We start from the raw sequence: 17,641 nt of genomic DNA, 5'->3' as shown, positions 1-17,641 counted from the left end.
TTAACTATGCTTAGGGAATTTAGTAGGGTTTACTTCATTCATGATGTCATAAACTTTGTCAAAAACATCGTCTACACTAGGTTTTGAGAAGTAATCTCCATCAGTACCATAAGCTGGTCTGTGTGGTTTTGCAGCAATACATTGTGGCTTGCTATCTAGGTATGGCCATGCATTTTGTACATCTACTATTTGTTGTAATATGTAAGAACTAGCTCCGCCAGGTACATCTTCATCGATAACTAATAATCTATTAGTTTTCTTTACACTTTCTAGAATTTCATGATTTAAATCAAACGGTAAAAGTGATTGCGCATCGATAATCTCTACATCTATACCAGCTCTTTCTAATTCTGTTGCAGCTTCATCTACTATTCTCAAAGTAGAACCGTAGGATACTAGAGTAATGTCTTTTCCTTCTCTTAATGTTTCTACTTTACCTATAGGTGTTCTAAATTCTCCAAGATTAACCGGTAATTTTTCTTTTAATCGGTAACCGTTAAGACATTCTACAACTAGTGCAGGCTCATCGCTTGCCATAAGTGTATTATAAAAACCTGCCGCTTGGGTCATGTTTCTAGGTACGAGAACATGTATACCACGCACTAGATTAATAATACCACCCATTTGAGAACCACTATGCCATATACCTTCTAGTCTATGACCTCTAGTTCTTATAATTACTGGAGATTTTTGTTTACCTGCTGTACGATATTGTACGGTAGCTAGGTCATCACTCATTAATTGTAAACAGTAAAGTAGGTAATCTAGGTACTGAATCTCTGCGATAGGTCTTAGTCCACGCATAGCTAGTCCTATACCTTGACCTAGTATAGTTGCTTCTCTTATTCCAGTATCAGCAACTCTTAACTCGCCATACTTTTCTTGCATTCCTTCTAGACCTTGGTTCACATCACCTATGCGACCTGCATCTTCACCGAAAACCATGATTTCTGGATGCGTTGCAAATAAAGCGTCAAAGTTATCACGCATGATAAGTCGTGCATCTACATCTTCACTAGTCTCATCATAAATAGGGGCGACAGCTTCTACTTGAACAGCACTTTCTACAGACTCACTATATAAATTGCTGCTGTATTTTTCTTGTACTCTTTCCTTATTTTCTGTAAGCCAGTTGTTCAATGCTGTTATAGCATCATGTTTTTCTTGAAGAGTATACCTTAACGTTTTTCTTACCGCTTCAAATGTATCCTTGCGGTATGGTTCTTTTTCTCCTTTAAGCTTTTCAGCTAGTGGTGTAATAAAAACACCATTTGAAGAAATATCTGCTACAGCATTAATAAGGGTTACAGCCTCATCACGCTCGCTAGTAATAGGGTTTAAGTAAGCATTCCATGCAGCTTTCTTACCTTCTCTTACTTGTTTTTTAATGGATTTTTCTAGTTCAGAAAGTTCTTCTTCTGTCGCAAAATCATTATCGATCAACCATTTTCTAAATTGAACGTTACAGTCATACTCACGTTCCCATTTAAGACGGTCTTCATCTTTATAACGCTCATGAGATCCACTTGTACTGTGACCTTGTGGCTGTGTAAGTTCGTCCACGTGTATTAACACAGGTACGTGTTGTTCTCTTGAAATTTTGCTAGCTTTTTCATAAGTCTCTACTAGAGCGACATAATCCCAACCTTTGACCACCATGATTTCAAAACCATCATGTTTTTCATCTCTTTGAAAACCAGCTTGTATTTTACTTATACTCTCTTTAGTTGTCTGGTGTTTTGCATGTACAGAGATTCCGTAATCGTCATCCCATACACTTATTACCATAGGTACTTGAAGAACTCCTGCAGCATTAAAAGTCTCCCAGAAATGGCCTTCACTCGTACTTGCATTTCCTATTGTACCCCAAGCAACCTCGTTTCCTTTATTAGAAAAACCGTTGTCTGCAGCAATAAGGTCATTATTTCTATAAACTTTAGATGCTTGTGCTAGACCTAATAATCTAGGCATTTGTCCAGCTGTAGGAGAGATGTCTGCACTAGAATTTTTCTGGTCTATCAGTCTTTTCCAGCTTCCATCTTCATTTAAACTGTGCGTTGCAAAATGGCCACCCATCTGACGGCCGGCACTCATAGGCTCATCATTAATATCGGTATTTGCATAAAGGCCTGCAAAAAATTGCTCGATAGTAAGTTCTCCTATCGCCATCATAAATGTTTGATCACGATAATAACCACTTCTAAAATCTCCATTTTCAAAAGATCTTGCCCATGCTAGCTGTGGTAATTCCTTACCATCACCAAATATTCCAAACTTAGCCTTACCTGTAAGAACTTCTCGGCGACCTAAGAGACTACATTCTCTACTAGTTACCGCTACTTTATAATCACTAAGTAGTTCTTCTTTAAAGTCTTCTCTAGCTAGTTGTTGTTGTCCGTTAACTGAGTTTTGCATCGTTTTTTCCATTACCGCAAAGGTACAATTTTAACCTGCGAGTTACAATACAAAGCTAATACCACCTTCTGGTAAAAAGTTTTACAAAAGTGTTAATGTCTAGAGTGACTATAAAACGTATTTTTTGGTCGTAATTATCTTGTCCCATTTCCCAGCCATTATTACTGTAAACAGGGAAATATAGCTCAAAATAATCTTGCAATAAATTTAAACGTATTCCAGAATCGTAGACAAATTTTGCATCACGATCTCTATTTTTTACAAAACCTACATCTCCATAAGCATGAATGTAATTCCATAAACTGTACGATCCATTTACGGTGGTAATCCATTGATTTGCAAATGCTGGTTCTAATTGAGATTTAAAACCACCTTCGGCCACGATTAATTGTTGAGAGAACAAACCGCTATCTTCAGATCTACCGTAGTAGTTGTAATCAAATAAATAATCTGTAGGTCTATCTAGTGCAAAGGAGAAAAAATCGCCGTTAGATTGCGAATTGTTGGATAGAAAAGCACCAGCAAAAACTCTAAAATCTAGCTGTCTGTTATTTTTAAACAATTTGCGCCATCGCATTCTGTAAGTAGCTTTAGTAAATTTACTAGAGACCTCGGTCCCTATGTTATAATTAAATACACGTTTCAAATTATTATCAGAATGAGAAAAATTCATGCTGAATACGTTATAATCTGGTTCGTCTACTGGACTCGATGGGTCTCGATCACGATCTACATAAATATTTCTAAAGCTTAAGGATTGTCTTTTATTACTACGTAAATCTTTTGGACGGTAACTAAATTGTAAAAAACCGCTCGCACGTCTGTACAATAAATCATCAGCATAAGAAAATGTATTTGCACTCACTCCATACCTCACTTGATACAGTCTTTCTTCTCGATTTTGAACAGGATGTGAATAGCTCAAACTAACAGACCCCACAATCTTATTAGAGTTTGTTCCGTACCCTGGTTTTATGCTGTAGCGCAATGGTTTCGGTAATAAGTTTCCATTGTAAAATCGTGTTCCTAGAGTAAGACCGTCATAGATATTAAACTCTATATCTGGCATTAAAAATATTTGAGAACGTTCTGGATCTTCCACATCTTTAAATAAACGGAATTCTAACGGGCGGTTCAATGAAGGGAAGCCCTTTAATGTCTTGTAATTATCTCGTTGATTAAACTCGGTTATGAGCTTTTCATAGTTTATGGCTATTCTGTTGGCACGCTTTCGCGAAAGCGAGATCACACTATCACCTCTCACACCTTCTATCCATCTCTTATCTATAATGCTGTCGTTATCTAGTAAATAGACAGGAACAGGAATGTTAAGTTGCGATTTATTCTTGATTCTGAATGAAACGGAATCTTTGGTTTTATGAACGTTTCTTATGGTCCAGTCCAGTTGTTTATGGGTCGTGATATAGTCGTCAAAAAACCAGTTGACATCTTTAGAAGCGTCTTGTTGCACTATTTTTCTAAGATCAGAAACGTCTGTGTAAGCGTTATGATTTGCGGTGTAATAATCTCTTATAGATTGTTCTAGACTGCTATCTTCTAGGTAATCGTTTAAGAAATTTAGTCCTATGGCAGCTTTAAAAGGTATTCCTAATTGCTGGTTGTACTTTACCAGCTGGTCTGCAGGAGTATTAACAGCCTCATCCAGATTACGTCTTGCACTGTTAAGATAGAGTAGTGGATAACTCTCGCTGAATTTGAGTTGCGTGACATTAAAACCTCTTAAACCCCATACATTACTAAGTTTACCACTTATTTTAAGATCTGGATAATAAAGTTGCTGGTATTGCATCATTAAATACACCATGATAGATTGTTGTATCCAGGCTTCGTCTCTTGGGTTTACATGTATGCCAGTGTCTACCCATTTGCGAGTTAGTGTTTTGAGCATTTTAATTTCATAAGTAAATCCAGCAGGAAAGGGATTTATAAAACTAGGTAGCGAACTCAATCCATAAACTGGATTCTCTCGATAATAACGGTCGGATACAAAGACATCTTTTTCTGGATAAGCACCTAGTCTAGTCTGAAGAAAGCTAGCGATTCTATCGTTAAAAATCACTTTCATTTCTAGAGGCACATCGCTGTCATCTATGTCTGTGATGATGTTGATGCCTGGTACACTGTAGGTTTTAAAAATATCGATGTCGTTGAGCACATGAAGAATAACACCACGATTATGGTTTGCCGTAAATAAATAACTATGACGCGTGTCTGGTAACGCCTCTTGTACAGTGGTAATATTACTTATCGCTCGATGTGTTGCAGGTATGTGTAGAGAGATCGAAAAATCCATGGGTGCGCCATAGAAATCATCTAGATCTTTATGAGAGTAATAATCCCAAGCTCCATTTTTAAACGGTGCAGGGTGCAGGTACCAGTGTTTTAGAGAGTATTCTCCTTTAGAGTTTTTTCCATATCCGGTAAAATCGTCTTCAGGGATTTTAACGATATAATTTAAATCTATGTTACGAGTAGCGCCTGGTAGCAATGGCTCGTTAAAATAAAGTTTTATAATATCTTGTTGACCTTCTAGTCGCTCGATGCGATAGTGTTGATCAAAATTAGAGTCTGTGGTAATAGTTGTTCTACCACGCTCTTCATCATTTGCAAACTGAAATTTGTTTTTAAAATCTTCGGCAAAGCGTGTTGCAAGCGGTGTTTGTGTAGAAGAAAATGCATTTGCCCAGTCTAGGAGTATCATATAATCCCAGGCTACATCGCTATCGTTATGAATCTCTAGATCTTGATTTATGGACAGCAAGTCTTTATCGCTATCAAGATGTGCGATAATATTTGTTTTGTGCTGTGCGTGTAGGACACAAGTAAACAAAAGCAAAATAAGAACTAGCTTTTTAGTCATAATCTGTATAAGATTTGCTTTTGGTAGAATAAAAAATAATTTAAAATGAAGTTCAAGTCTAGTTATAAAATATCACAGGAGTTTCCTGTTTATATAACAAAGACTTGAACTTTAAATTGCAATAACCCTAGAAATTAGGACTCAAGCTGTATTTAGAATAGAACTCATTGATAATTTCGATAGCCTCGTCACTAGTATCTACTACATGTAGTAAATCAATATCTTGTGGCGATATGGTAAAGAACTTTTTATCAAGAGTAGATTTGATCCAGTCTAGTAAACCACTCCAGAAATCTGTACCTACCAGTATGATAGGGAATTTACCTATTTTATTAGTTTGAATTAATGTAATTGCTTCAAACAACTCATCTAGCGTACCAAAACCACCTGGCATCACAACAAAACCTTGAGAGTATTTTACAAACATTACTTTACGAGCAAAGAAATAATCAAAATCAAGACTCTTGTCATGATCAATATAAGGGTTATCATGTTGCTCAAATGGCAATGCGATATTAAGACCTACAGATGTACCACCAGCTAGGTGAGCACCTTTATTACCAGCCTCCATAATACCAGGTCCACCACCTGTAATAACTCCATAACCATTATCTACTATTTTACCAGCTATCTCTGTCGCTAGTTGATAGTATTCATTATCTGGTTTTAATCTAGCACTACCGAAAATAGATACACATGGCCCGATACGACTCATGCGTTCAAATCCCATTACAAATTCAGATAATATTTTAAAGGTTGCCCAGCTATCGTTAGTCTTTAAATCATTCCAACCTTTTTCTCTTGTTTCTTTTCTCATTGTTGTACTTTAAATATTTAATGTAATTTTCTAAATCTATAACTTCGTAGACAGACTTACAAACATAACGACTATGCTTTTATAAATAATCAGTTTACTGTAAATTTTAGCAATTATTAATGGTGTAAAAACGATGATTTCCTTCTAATTATTTTTAATATCGCAGTTCAAGAATAGTATCTTTTAAAATGTCAGTTTTAGAAAAGTATCTTCCTAAGCTTGCCGCAGCCCCATTAACTGCATTACTGGAGCAAAATGAGGTGCATCTTAAAATTGTGAATGAGCGCAAGACCAGACATGGAGATTATCGCAAAAACCCTGACGGTTCTCATGCGATAACTATAAATGCAAATCTTAATAAGTACCGGTTTTTAATTACTCTCGTACATGAAATAGCACACCTAGTGGCGTTTCAAAAATATGGTAGACAGATAAAACCCCATGGAGTAGAGTGGAAACATACCTTTCAAAAACTCATGTTGCCCTTTTTAAGGCCAGACATTTTTCCCAAAGATTTACTGCCTGTACTAGCGCGACATTTTAAAAATCCTAAAGCGAGTAGCGATACAGATGCAATGATGAGTGTCGCCCTAAAATCATACGACCCACAAAGTGATAAAAGCTATATCTTTGAAATACAAGAAGGGACTATCTTTTTAGGACCTAGCGGTAGAAAATTCCAAAAAGGAAGTAAATTGCGTAAACGCTACCGTTGTGTAGAAATAAGCAGTGGAAAAGTGTATCTTTTCCAACCTAACGCGCAAGTAGAAGTATTAAAGACATTATGAATAACAACAACTACGCAGTAATTATGGCTGGCGGTGTTGGTTCTCGATTCTGGCCAGTAAGTAAACAATCTTTTCCTAAACAATTTCACGATATGTTAGGAATGGGTAAGTCACTCTTACAGATGACCTTTGATCGATTAAAGCATCAAATCCGAGCACAACACATATTAGTATTAACAAACGAGGCCTATGTAGATCTTGTAAAAGAGCAATTGCCCGACATGAACTTTGACAACATAGTTGCAGAGCCTGCTATGCGCAATACCGCTCCATGTATTTTACTGGCTGCTTTAAAGATTCAGAAAATGAATCCGCAGGCGAGTATGATAGTCGCACCTAGCGATCATTACATTGCCGAAGAAGATATTTTTAACGAAGACCTTAATACGGCATTTGATTTCTGTAAAGAACATCCAGATGCGTTAATGACCTTAGGTATTCAGCCTACATTTCCTAATACTGGTTATGGATATATTGAATTTAATAAGGAGGCAAGTGAGGTGAAAAAGGTATCTCAATTTAGAGAAAAACCTGATCTTAAAACCGCCCAAGAATTTATCGCTGCAGGTAATTTTTTATGGAATGCAGGGATTTTTATCTGGAATGTAGATAGTGTTGTTTCCGCTTTCGCGAAAGCGCAACCACAATTAACCTCTTTGTTTAAAAATGGATTATCTGTTTTTAATACTAATGAGGAAACGGAATGGCTGGAAGAAAATTATCCAAAAGCCGATAACATTTCTGTCGATTTTGCGATCATGGAAAAAAGTGAAGATGTCTATGTATTACCTGCACGATTCTCATGGAATGATCTAGGGACATGGGGCTCGCTTTATGAAAAGCTAGATAAAAATGAAAAGGACAGCGCTGTAGTAAATGCGTCTGTAACAGAGATAGATTCTAGTAAAAATATGATAAGAACGGCAGCTGGTAAAAAGGTAATCGTTCAAGGACTAGAAAATTATATAGTAGTAGATCAAGACGATGTATTGATGATTATTCCTATGACTGCAGAGCAGGAGATCAAAGAAATACGCAATAAAGCCATGGAAAAATATGGTAAGAATATAGGTTAATGGAAGAACAGAATATTAATAAAGTAGAGGAGAATGTTCTCGAGGATAATCAGCAAAAAATATCTGGAATCTGGGAGAATATTATGGAGTTTTTACACAATCTTCTAGATATACGTGAGGACTCTGACCGTCATGAAACCATAGACTCTGTAAGAAAGGATATCTCTTTTCAAGGACACAATGCCTGGATTTTGATATTTTCTATCATGGTGGCATCTATAGGTCTTAATGCAAATTCTACTGCGGTAGTGATAGGTGCCATGCTTATCTCTCCACTTATGGGTCCTATAGTGGGTATGGGATTAGGTACGGCTATTAATGACAGTAAAATGTTGCGTCGTTCTCTAACAAACCTAGGTGTAATGGTAGTACTGTCTCTTCTTACAGCGACCTTGTACTTTTTTATCTCTCCTATTAAAGAGGCAGAAAGTGAGATACTCGCGAGAACTGCGCCTAACATTCTAGATGTATTGGTCGCTATATTTGGTGGTCTAGCGCTTATAGTTGCCAAAGCTAAAAAAGGAACTATTTCTAATGCCATTGCAGGTGTAGCTATTGCTACAGCCTTAATGCCGCCGCTGTGTACGGCAGGTTTTGGTATAGCAAATGGAGAATGGGGATTCTTTGGTGGGGCGATGTACTTATTTTGTATCAACGCTGTGTTTATAGCACTTACTACTTATTTAGTCTGTAAATTATTGCAGTTTCCTATGGTGAAATATGCAAATGAGGCAAAAAGAAAACGTACGTCTCGTATAGCTGCACTAGTAGGTTTTATAGTTTTGGCTCCTTCTATTTGGTTTTTTATACAATTGTATGAAAAGCAAAAATTCATAATCGATTCAAAGAAATTTGTTCAAGAAAACATGATTTATGAAGGTACTAGAGCAACACCAGAATGGGATCAAGAAAAGAAACAACTAGATGTAACTCTTTTAGGTAAAGAAGTGCCAGAATCGTTAATCAATGACTGGAAAGCAAGATTTGCCAAAATAGACGGTTTTGAAGAAAGTAAGATAGAAATTTATCAAGGTAGCCGTACGATATTAAATTCTGGAAATGAGAATTTTGAAAAATTGCAAGAAGAGCGTATCAATGATATAAAGCAATTACAAAATAAAGACCAGCGCATTATCGCTTTACAAAATGAGTTGAATATTTTAAATAGTAAAACTCAAAAAATAGAGATGATAAGTGAAGAGGCAGCATTGATCTATCCGCAGTTATCTAGTATAGCACATGCACATGAGATTAAGAAAGATCTATTAACGCAAACCTATGACACCACAGACGTGTTTACGGTAAGTTATAAAGACTCTACACTTACTGGAAACGATACACAGACCATGAGAAAAAACATGGCAAACTGGCTTTCTTACCGCATGAAGCCCAATAAAATAAAAGTCAACGAGTCTTTTCCTGTAATTGAAAAAACAACGAAGTAGTAGGTAGTTGATAGTAGTGAAAAAAAGCTCTCAAGAACTTTATTCTAGAGAGCTTTTTCAATTAATAAAAATGATTTTTATTAATGAATTAAGTCATTTGTTTTAGAAAACTAGAAAAATTATGAATCAAGGGATATATGAAGAATTAGTTACTCAACTGGTGTCTCAAAAACTAAATGAACTTGATAAGCAGAATTTTTATTTAAAGAAAGTTGCGATAGATAAGGAGGAAGCTTCATCTATTTTATCTAATCATATCTCGAAAACACTTAAAAAAGCATTTAAGGTTATAAAAGGGAGTAATAAAATAGAGCTTCAAATTGAAATTGCTAATAAAATAATTAGACTACTTAAAGAAGAACTTCAAAGTCAAAATTTTGATAATGACATTGTAAATATAGAAGGGGAAGTTTTAAAAGCTGTTTTTTCCAAAGCAGATGCGCATTTCTCAAATTTAGATTTACATCTTAAAGAAATAACACCTTATACTAGATTAACTCAAAGTGAGTTGTTCACAGGTGGAAATGGAGGTTTGTCATTGGAAAGTGAGCTCAAAAAAGAGATTCTTTCTTCGAACAAGATAAATTTATTGGTATCTTTTATTAAGTTTAAAGGAATAATAATTCTTGAAAAGGAATTAAGGGAGTTTACAGAACGTGGCGGGAAACTCAATATAATTACAACTACATATATAGGTGCAACGGACTATAAAGCTATTCAACTACTGGCTCGATTACCAAATACCGAAGTTAAGATTTCATATAATACAAAGAATGAGCGATTACACGCAAAAGCATATTTGTTTTATAGAAATACAGGATTTCATACTGCTTATATAGGTTCTTCTAATTTTTCTAGATCTGCATTAACTGATGGTTTAGAATGGAATTTGAAAATTACCACTAAAGAAGTGTCTCACATTATAAGTAAATTTCAGAAGACATTTGATACTTACTGGTTAAGTGATGATTTTGAGTTATTTGATGAATCTATTCACAAAGAAAAGTTGATAGGTGCTTTAAAACAAAGTAAGTTTAGTAAGCCTTTTGAAAATAATACAGTTTTTTTTGACATCAATCCATTTCCTTATCAAAAGGAGGTTTTAGAAAAATTAGATGTTGAGAGAGTTGTTCATAATAGATATAGAAATCTGGTTGTTGCTGCAACAGGGACTGGTAAAACGGTAATCTCTGCATTTGATTATAAGCGTTTTAAGCAGAAGAATGATTCGTCAAAATTACTTTTTTTAGCTCATAGGAAAGAGATCTTACAAAAATCACTTTCAACTTTCCAAGGTGTTTTACGGAATAATAATATTGGTGAATTATGGGTTGATGGTAAAATTCCTAATGATTTTCAAATTGTATTTGCATCAGTTCAAACTGTCCATAATCAGCTTGAATATAGTAATTTATCTCCAGATTACTACGATTATATCATTATGGATGAATGTCATCACCAAACGGCTAAGTCTTATCGCTCAATAGTCAATTATTTCAAGCCAAAGATTCTCTTAGGTCTCACAGCTACGCCAGAAAGAATGGATGGTGGTGATATCTTATTGGATTTTGACAATAAGATAGCTGCAGAAATTCGATTGCCAGAAGCAATGAATAGAAAGTTGCTTTGTCCTTTTCAATATTTTGGTATAACAGATAGCGTTGATTTATCCGGTTTAAGCTGGACTCGAGGAAGATATATTGTAAGTGAATTAACTGATATCTATACAGAAAACGATAGAAGAGTTAGAGAAATTATAGATGCATTAGAAAAGTACACAAAGGATATTAATGAAGTTAGAGCTTTAGGGTATTGTGTTTCTATAGAACATGCGAAGTATATGTCTAAAAAGTTTACTCTTGCCGGTTTAAAATCAGATTATTTAGCAAGTAGTAATAGTAACGATCGAGAAATTATCCGTCAAAAGTTAGAGAAAAAGGAGATTAACTATTTATTTGTCGTTGATATTTTTAATGAAGGAATTGATATTCCTCAAATTGATACCATATTGTTTTTAAGACCTACAGAAAGTTTAACTGTATTCTTACAGCAATTAGGTAGAGGTTTGAGACTTTTTGAAGAAAAAGATTGTTTGACAGTTTTAGACTTCGTTGGTAATGCACATTCAGAGTACAATTTTGAAAGTAAATTCAGAGCTTTAATAGGGAAGACAAATACAACAGTTATTAAAGAATTAGAAGATAATTTCCCTCATCTACCATTAGGTTGTTCTATCATATTAGAGAAAAAAGCTAAAGAATCTATTTTAAGTAATATAGCTTCAACCACTTCTTTTAATAAAAAACGGATAATTAAAAAAATCCAGCAATTTCAAAACGAAACAAACCTTCAATTAAATATTAGAAATTTCACTCAATTTTATAATATTCCGGTTGAAACTCTTTATAAGAGAGGTAGTTGGAAAAGGCTTTGTCAGATTGCAGGTAAAATGGATGATTTTGAATCAGTAAATGAGAAAGTAATTGTTTCTGCAATTTCAAACAAATGGTTATCCACTAATTCTTTGAGTTATTTTAGCTTCATTTTGAAAATTGCAAAGCAAAATTTTCAAATTGAAATTTCAACATTTAATGAAAAAGAAAAATTAATGCTTTTGATGCTACATTACGATGTATGGCAACAAGCAGGAGGGTTTGACACAATTGAAAAAAGTATACAAGCTATAGGTTTAAACACTGTGCTTGTTCTAGAAATACAAGAAGTTTTAGAGTTGCTTATCGAAAGAATTAACTTTAGAGAAAAACCGTTAGAATTACCTTATGAACAACCGTTACAACTTCATGGTCGTTATACTAGAGATCAAATACTTGTAGCTTTTGGTTTAAGCACATTTGAAAAAAAATCATCTAATAGAGAAGGAGCAGCAGAGAATAAAATATTAAAAACAGAAGTGCTTTTTATCAACCTTGTTAAGTCAGAAGAGAATTTTTCGCCTACCACTATGTACGATGATTATGCAGTTACAGAATCATTGTTTCACTGGCAAACACAAAATGAAGCAGGACCAAATACAGGCAAAGGAATGTCATATATTCAGCATGAAAAAAACTCAAAAAAGATTTTACTTTTTGTACGCGAGAAACAAAAAAATGAATTTGGAAAAAGTATAGGCTATGTCTTTATTGGTGAAGGTAAATTAAAAGATCATTATGGTTCAAAGCCTATGAGTATTAACTGGGTTTTAGAGGAACCAATGCCTCATTATCTATGGCAAGATGCTGCTAAGCTTTCGATAGGATAATTTTTATTTTTAAATTCTATAAAAAATACTGGTAAAGAGTCTAGAACACATTAAAGAACTTGCTGTTAATGAATATGGTGATTTTCAAGATTTTTATATTTCAACCTCTAATGGTATTGTTAGGAGTAGCAAGAGAATTCTTTATGAAAATAAAATTGATGAGTTTTCTTTAATTCAAGAAGTAGATGAATCCTATCAAGAGTTTAACTCTTCAGAAATTAATGAGAAAACTAATTTGATTGAAGCAATAAATAGAAAAGCTCTTTTTAAAGATATTGATTACAACCCCTTATTCTGCGCAATACGAACCTTCTTAAACAGGTTAGAACTATATACAAAGTCGGTTACGGTTTCATTATCGGTTTTAAAGATCTCTTGGTTGGTGCCTTTCCAGGCCAGTTTACCATCTTTTAAGAAGACTATGGTTTCACCTATTTCCATTACAGAGTTCATATCGTGCGATATGATTACTGTCGTGATATCGCGCTCGTGTGTGATTTCTTGAATTAGGTTATCGATTACCGTTGCCGTTTTAGGGTCGAGTCCAGAATTGGGCTCATCACAAAATAAAAATCTTGGATTGTTTACTACCGCTCTTGCTAGTGCCACACGTTTTTGCTGTCCACCAGATATCTCACTAGGCATTTTTTTATTAAGACCTACTAGATTTACACGTTCTAATATCTCGTTTGCGTTTTCTTGTCGTTCTTTTAAACGCATTTTTGTAAACATACGTAAAGGGAACATAACGTTTTCCTCTACAGTTAATGAGTCGAATAAGGCACTGTGCTGGAAAAGCATTCCCATTTCTTTACGCAAGTTACTCTTGCGTTCTATTTGCATTTCATTAATAGGCTCTCCATCATAAATAATCTCACCACTATCTGGAACAAAAAGACCCAACATATTTTTAAGAAAAACAGATTTACCAGATCCACTGGCACCTATAATCATGTTGGTTTTTCCTTTTTCAAAGGTTGCAGTAATTCCTTTTAGAATTTCTTCATCGCCAAAACTCTTGCGCAAATCGTTTACCTGTATCATTAGCTTAAAAGTAATTGAGTTAGAATATAATTTGCTATAATGATAGCGACACAAGTCCAGACAAAGCTGGTCGTACTCGCTTTACCTACTTCTAGCGCTCCACCTTCCATATAATAACCATGGTAACTAGGTATAGTCGCAAGCATTAATCCAAAAACCATTGTTTTTATAAAAGCATAAGCAACGTGCCAAGGGATAAAACTATCTTGTAATCCTACTATAAAATCTTCAGAACTAGAAAGGCCACCATAAACAGCCGCTAGATAACCACCAGCTATTCCTACGAACATGATAATAGCAATCAAGAATGGGTAGAAAAGTAGGGCGATAATTTTAGGGAAAATCAAATAATTTAAAGGATTGATACCCATTACTTCTAGAGCATCTATTTGCTCAGTAACACGCATAGAACCTATACTAGAGGTAACATAAGAACCTACTTTACCAGCCATAATAACCGATATAAATGTAGGGGCAAATTCTAGAATTATAGACTGCTTGGTAGCAAAACCTATCAATGATTTAGGAATCAATGGATTATCTAGATTAAGCGCCGTCTGTAGCGCTACAACGGCACCCATAAACAAAGATATAAATGCGGTTATACCTAGAGAACCTATAATAAGGTCGTCTATTTCTTTAAGGATCAATTCCTTAAGAACTATTGCTTTAGTCGGTCGTTTAAAAACGCCGTACAACATGATCATATAACGTCCTATGTGTCTTAAAAATCTCATCGTGGTAAAAATAGATAAAAATAATCCTACATAATTTAATGCTTTATTAAACTTGTTCATTTTTTCATAGTTTACTTTTGTGAAAAATATTTTTCCATGAAGAATTTACTTTCTCTGATACTTCTTTTTGTCTTTTTGACTTCTTGTAGCACGCTTTCGCGAAAGCGAGACCAACAACCTTCTACATCTTCTATAACAGAAATGGATGCTTCTCAAAATGCACCTAAACTGGTAGTAGGTATCGTTGTCGATCAAATGAGGTATGATTATTTATCTAGATTTTATAACCGTTATTCTGACGGTGGTTTTAAGAGATTGATGAATGAGGGTTTTAATCTTACTAACAATCATTACAATTATGTACCTACGTATACAGCGCCTGGACATGCGTCTATTTATACAGGTACTTCACCTATGAATCATGGAATTATAGGAAATAACTGGTACGATAAATTTGAAGGTAAAGTGATTTATAACGCAAGTGACGACCAGGTGAGTGGTGTAGGTTCTTTAAGTGACGACGGTAAAATGTCACCACGCAGAATGTTAACGACTACAGTGACAGATCAACTAGAATTGCACACTCAAGGTAAAGCAAAGGTGATAGGGATTTCTGTAAAAGATAGAGGCGCCATTTTACCAGCAGGACACGCGGCAGATGCTGCTTACTGGTTTGAAGGTGGTGATAAAGGAAGTTTTATTTCTAGTACATTTTATCTAGAACAACTGCCTAAATGGGCGGCAGATTTTAATGCCTCTAGAAAAGCAGACGATTACCTTAAAACATGGAACACGCTTTACCCAATAGAAACTTATACGGCTAGCGGTACTGATCTTAACAAATTTGAAAAAGCACCTAGAGGTAAGACTAACGCTGTTTTTCCTTATGATTTAAATAGCCTGAGAGAGAAAAATGACAACTACAGCCTTATAAAAGCAACTCCTTATGGTAATAGCATAGTAGCAGATTTTGCCATAGAAGCTATAAAAGCAGAAAATATGGGTAAGGATGAGGTTACTGATTTTCTAGCGGTTAGTTTTTCTAGTACCGATTATATAGGACATCAATATGGAGTTAATTCTGTAGAGGTAGAAGATACTTATTTAAGACTGGATAAAGATTTAGAGCGTCTTTTTATAGCTCTAGATCAAGAAGTAGGTAAAGGTAATTATACCATTTTCCTTACTGCAGATCATGGTGCGATTAACAACCCTGCCTATCTTCAAACTAGAAGAATAAACGCAGGTTACTTTAATAGATCTGACTTTAAAGATAATCTCAATACAGCGATACAATCTAAGTATGGTGTAAACGATTTGATTTCTAACATTTCTAACGACCAGATATTCTTTAATAAAGCAAACCTGATTAAAAATAATATCAATCCTATCGATCTAGAGAACTTTATAGCAATGACTATAGTAGATTATAAACACATTGATAAGGTATTTACTAGAAATGCGTTAGTATCTGGTACTATGCAAGATGGCACAGGAAAGTTGATTCAAAATGGTTTCCATCACAAGCGTAGTGGTGATGTGATTTATGTTCTAGAACCTGCTGTTATTTCTTACTCTAAAACTGGCTCTACACACGGTAGTTCTCAAAGTTATGATACACACGTACCATTATTATTTTATGGTAATGGAATCAATAAAGGTTCTAGTAGTATGCGTACAGAAATTATAGATATTGCACCAACTATATCGAGTCTTTTAAAAATAGGATTTCCTAATGGAGCTACTGGTAACCCTATAAGCAATGTGTTAAAACAATAAGTTTCTTTTAACTTGATAATCTTATATTTGCAACCGCAAAATTAAAACTTAACAACATGAAAAAAATATTACTTATCGCAGCTCTTATAGCTGGTGTAACTGTAAATGCTCAAATATTTGCAGGTAAAGGAGATCAAAAAGTACAAATAGGTGCAGACTTTCAGTCAGGTGCTACTGGTATTCAAGGGACTTATGATTATGGTCTTGCAGAGAATTTTTCTATGGGTCTAGGTGTCAACTATGCACTAGGTCTAGATGATGATATAGATGCAGACTTTGATGAAAGAGCGACTATAAAATTACGTTTTAACGCAAACATAGGGAACGTTATCAACATAGATCCTATGTTTGATTTTTATCCAGGTCTTGCTTTCAGTACAAAAAACTTTGGTGGTCACGTAGGTGCTAGATATTTCTTTACAGACGGTTTTGGTGTTTATACAGAGGCTGCTTTTCCACTAGCACAATATAAATCTGGAGATCTAACAGTACAAGAAGAATTGTATAACCAGTTCAATGTAAGTGTAGGTCTAGCTTTTAATTTCTAGAAACCTAATTTAGATTTTATACCGTTCCAGCGGTAATTTCTTATAAAACGACCTTGCTCTTCTGTTACCAGTGGAGCAAGGTTCTTTTTTTGTGCCAGATGGTAACCTTTTAAATAATCGGTAATAAGTTGGAATTGCTTTTTATTCCACGCCATTTTTGCAGCGGTAATAAAGGTAAGTATCCTCCCATATCGCATTTTATAAAAAGCCTCTCCTTGTAGGTATTTTGACCTAGAATTATAAGCGGCTCCTGTAGGTTTTAGGTGCTTTACATGCAGTTCTGGAATGGTAACAACTTCCCAACCGTGAAAACGGGCCAGCATCTCATCTATCGTGTCCCATCCTATACTTGCTTTTAATCCACCTATTTGTTTAAAGCACTCTGTTCTGTACGCTTTTAAGGCACCTCTTATATGATCAGGATTGTTTTGGTTTTCTACTTGCCATGTACCATCTTTATCAATGGTACAATGTCCTGCTGCCATTCCTGTTGTTTCGCTTTCGCGAAAGCGAGTCACCACATCTTTTAAATAATGATCTGGAAAAATTAAGTCCGAATCGTACTTACAGACGATATCATAATCCTCGAGATCTATTTGAGATAATCCATAATTAAAGGCATTGATCACCTTAGAACCTGGTATGTTTTGCGCACTAGAAGAGGTTTTTACCACTTGAATAGGTAGCACAGTAGAATAGGAGCAAGCTATGTCATAAGTAGCGTCTGTAGAGTTATCATCTACCACCACTATTTGTGCTGCCTTATAAGTCTGTTGCACTAGACTGTCTAAGGTTAGTTTAATGAATTGTTCTTCATTATGAGCAGGTATGATAATGGCTATTTTCAAC

The 17,641-nt window shown here is 34.9% G+C and carries 12 protein-coding genes; 6 read left to right on the top strand and 6 right to left on the bottom strand.

What is annotated here, in order from left to right:
- From LY01_RS08395 to LY01_RS08385, 3 genes are all read right to left on the bottom strand, one after another.
- Positions 1-2,415, bottom strand: a complete 2,415-nt coding sequence (locus tag LY01_RS08395; RefSeq protein WP_104515606.1) for an alpha-ketoacid dehydrogenase subunit alpha/beta — start codon at positions 2,413-2,415, stop codon at positions 1-3.
- A gap of 55 nt (positions 2,416-2,470) precedes the next feature.
- Positions 2,471-5,296, bottom strand: coding sequence for a gluzincin family metallopeptidase (locus tag LY01_RS08390; RefSeq protein ID WP_104515398.1), 2,826 nt, complete (start codon positions 5,294-5,296; stop codon positions 2,471-2,473).
- Between the two features lie 127 nt (positions 5,297-5,423).
- Complete coding sequence (locus LY01_RS08385) at positions 5,424-6,113, bottom strand: LOG family protein (protein WP_104515397.1); 690 nt, start codon at positions 6,111-6,113, stop codon at positions 5,424-5,426.
- A gap of 188 nt (positions 6,114-6,301) precedes the next feature.
- On the opposite strand from LY01_RS08385, the gene LY01_RS08380 reads away from it, so the two are divergent.
- The 4 genes from LY01_RS08380 (at position 6,302) to LY01_RS08365 (ending at position 12,684) form a co-directional block, all read left to right on the top strand.
- Positions 6,302-6,901, top strand: a complete 600-nt coding sequence (locus LY01_RS08380; RefSeq protein WP_104515396.1) for a SprT-like domain-containing protein — start codon at positions 6,302-6,304, stop codon at positions 6,899-6,901.
- Complete coding sequence (locus tag LY01_RS08375; protein ID WP_104515395.1) at positions 6,898-7,977, top strand: mannose-1-phosphate guanylyltransferase; 1,080 nt, start codon at positions 6,898-6,900, stop codon at positions 7,975-7,977. Before LY01_RS08380 ends, LY01_RS08375 begins: the two co-directional genes overlap by 4 nt.
- The gene (locus LY01_RS08370; RefSeq protein WP_104515394.1) at positions 7,977-9,422 is read left to right on the top strand and encodes a DUF389 domain-containing protein; all 1,446 of its coding nucleotides are present in this window, start codon (positions 7,977-7,979) and stop codon (positions 9,420-9,422) included. The genes LY01_RS08375 and LY01_RS08370 overlap by 1 nt, the downstream gene beginning before the upstream one ends.
- A gap of 121 nt (positions 9,423-9,543) precedes the next feature.
- Complete coding sequence (locus LY01_RS08365) at positions 9,544-12,684, top strand: DUF3427 domain-containing protein (RefSeq protein ID WP_104515393.1); 3,141 nt, start codon at positions 9,544-9,546, stop codon at positions 12,682-12,684.
- A 279-nt stretch (positions 12,685-12,963) separates the two neighbouring features.
- Here LY01_RS08365 and LY01_RS08360 read toward each other — a convergent pair whose 3' ends face one another.
- Positions 12,964-13,728, bottom strand: coding sequence for an ABC transporter ATP-binding protein (locus tag LY01_RS08360; RefSeq protein ID WP_104515392.1), 765 nt, complete (start codon positions 13,726-13,728; stop codon positions 12,964-12,966).
- Positions 13,728-14,465 carry an MlaE family ABC transporter permease gene (locus tag LY01_RS08355; RefSeq protein WP_104515605.1) on the bottom strand — a complete coding sequence of 246 codons (738 nt, stop codon included), beginning with the start codon at positions 14,463-14,465 and terminating at the stop codon, positions 13,728-13,730. The genes LY01_RS08360 and LY01_RS08355 overlap by 1 nt, the downstream gene beginning before the upstream one ends.
- Before the next feature lie 96 nt (positions 14,466-14,561).
- On the opposite strand from LY01_RS08355, the gene pafA reads away from it, so the two are divergent.
- On the top strand, positions 14,562-16,244 hold the full coding sequence (gene pafA, locus LY01_RS08350) for an alkaline phosphatase PafA (RefSeq protein ID WP_104515391.1): 1,683 nt from the start codon (positions 14,562-14,564) through the stop codon (positions 16,242-16,244).
- Between the two features lie 56 nt (positions 16,245-16,300).
- On the top strand, positions 16,301-16,792 hold the full coding sequence (locus tag LY01_RS08345; RefSeq protein ID WP_104515390.1) for a DUF6646 family protein: 492 nt from the start codon (positions 16,301-16,303) through the stop codon (positions 16,790-16,792).
- Here LY01_RS08345 and LY01_RS08340 read toward each other — a convergent pair.
- On the bottom strand, positions 16,789-17,640 hold the full coding sequence (locus tag LY01_RS08340; RefSeq protein WP_104515389.1) for a glycosyltransferase: 852 nt from the start codon (positions 17,638-17,640) through the stop codon (positions 16,789-16,791). The two genes, LY01_RS08345 and LY01_RS08340, sit on opposite strands and share 4 nt — an antisense overlap.
- Between the last annotated feature and the right edge of the window lies 1 nt (position 17,641).

The sequence above is a fragment of the Nonlabens xylanidelens genome (assembly GCF_002934445.1).
Classification (GTDB): Bacteria; Bacteroidota; Bacteroidia; order Flavobacteriales; family Flavobacteriaceae; genus Nonlabens; species Nonlabens xylanidelens.
Note: the sequence above shows the minus strand (reverse complement) of the source record. Positions and strands in the feature narration are given on the sequence as shown.

Coding starts and splice junctions, on each gene's coding strand:
- LY01_RS08360 (WP_104515392.1), bottom strand. CDS start 13,728: ATGATACAGGTAAACGATTTGCGCAAGAGTTTTGGCGATGAAGAAATT.
- LY01_RS08395 (WP_104515606.1), bottom strand. CDS start 2,415: ATGCAAAACTCAGTTAACGGACAACAACAACTAGCTAGAGAAGACTTT.
- LY01_RS08345 (WP_104515390.1), top strand. CDS start 16,301: ATGAAAAAAATATTACTTATCGCAGCTCTTATAGCTGGTGTAACTGTA.
- LY01_RS08385 (WP_104515397.1), bottom strand. CDS start 6,113: ATGAGAAAAGAAACAAGAGAAAAAGGTTGGAATGATTTAAAGACTAAC.
- LY01_RS08355 (WP_104515605.1), bottom strand. CDS start 14,465: ATGAGATTTTTAAGACACATAGGACGTTATATGATCATGTTGTACGGC.
- LY01_RS08380 (WP_104515396.1), top strand. CDS start 6,302: ATGTCAGTTTTAGAAAAGTATCTTCCTAAGCTTGCCGCAGCCCCATTA.
- LY01_RS08365 (WP_104515393.1), top strand. CDS start 9,544: ATGAATCAAGGGATATATGAAGAATTAGTTACTCAACTGGTGTCTCAA.
- LY01_RS08375 (WP_104515395.1), top strand. CDS start 6,898: ATGAATAACAACAACTACGCAGTAATTATGGCTGGCGGTGTTGGTTCT.
- pafA (WP_104515391.1), top strand. CDS start 14,562: ATGAAGAATTTACTTTCTCTGATACTTCTTTTTGTCTTTTTGACTTCT.
- LY01_RS08390 (WP_104515398.1), bottom strand. CDS start 5,296: ATGACTAAAAAGCTAGTTCTTATTTTGCTTTTGTTTACTTGTGTCCTA.
- LY01_RS08370 (WP_104515394.1), top strand. CDS start 7,977: ATGGAAGAACAGAATATTAATAAAGTAGAGGAGAATGTTCTCGAGGAT.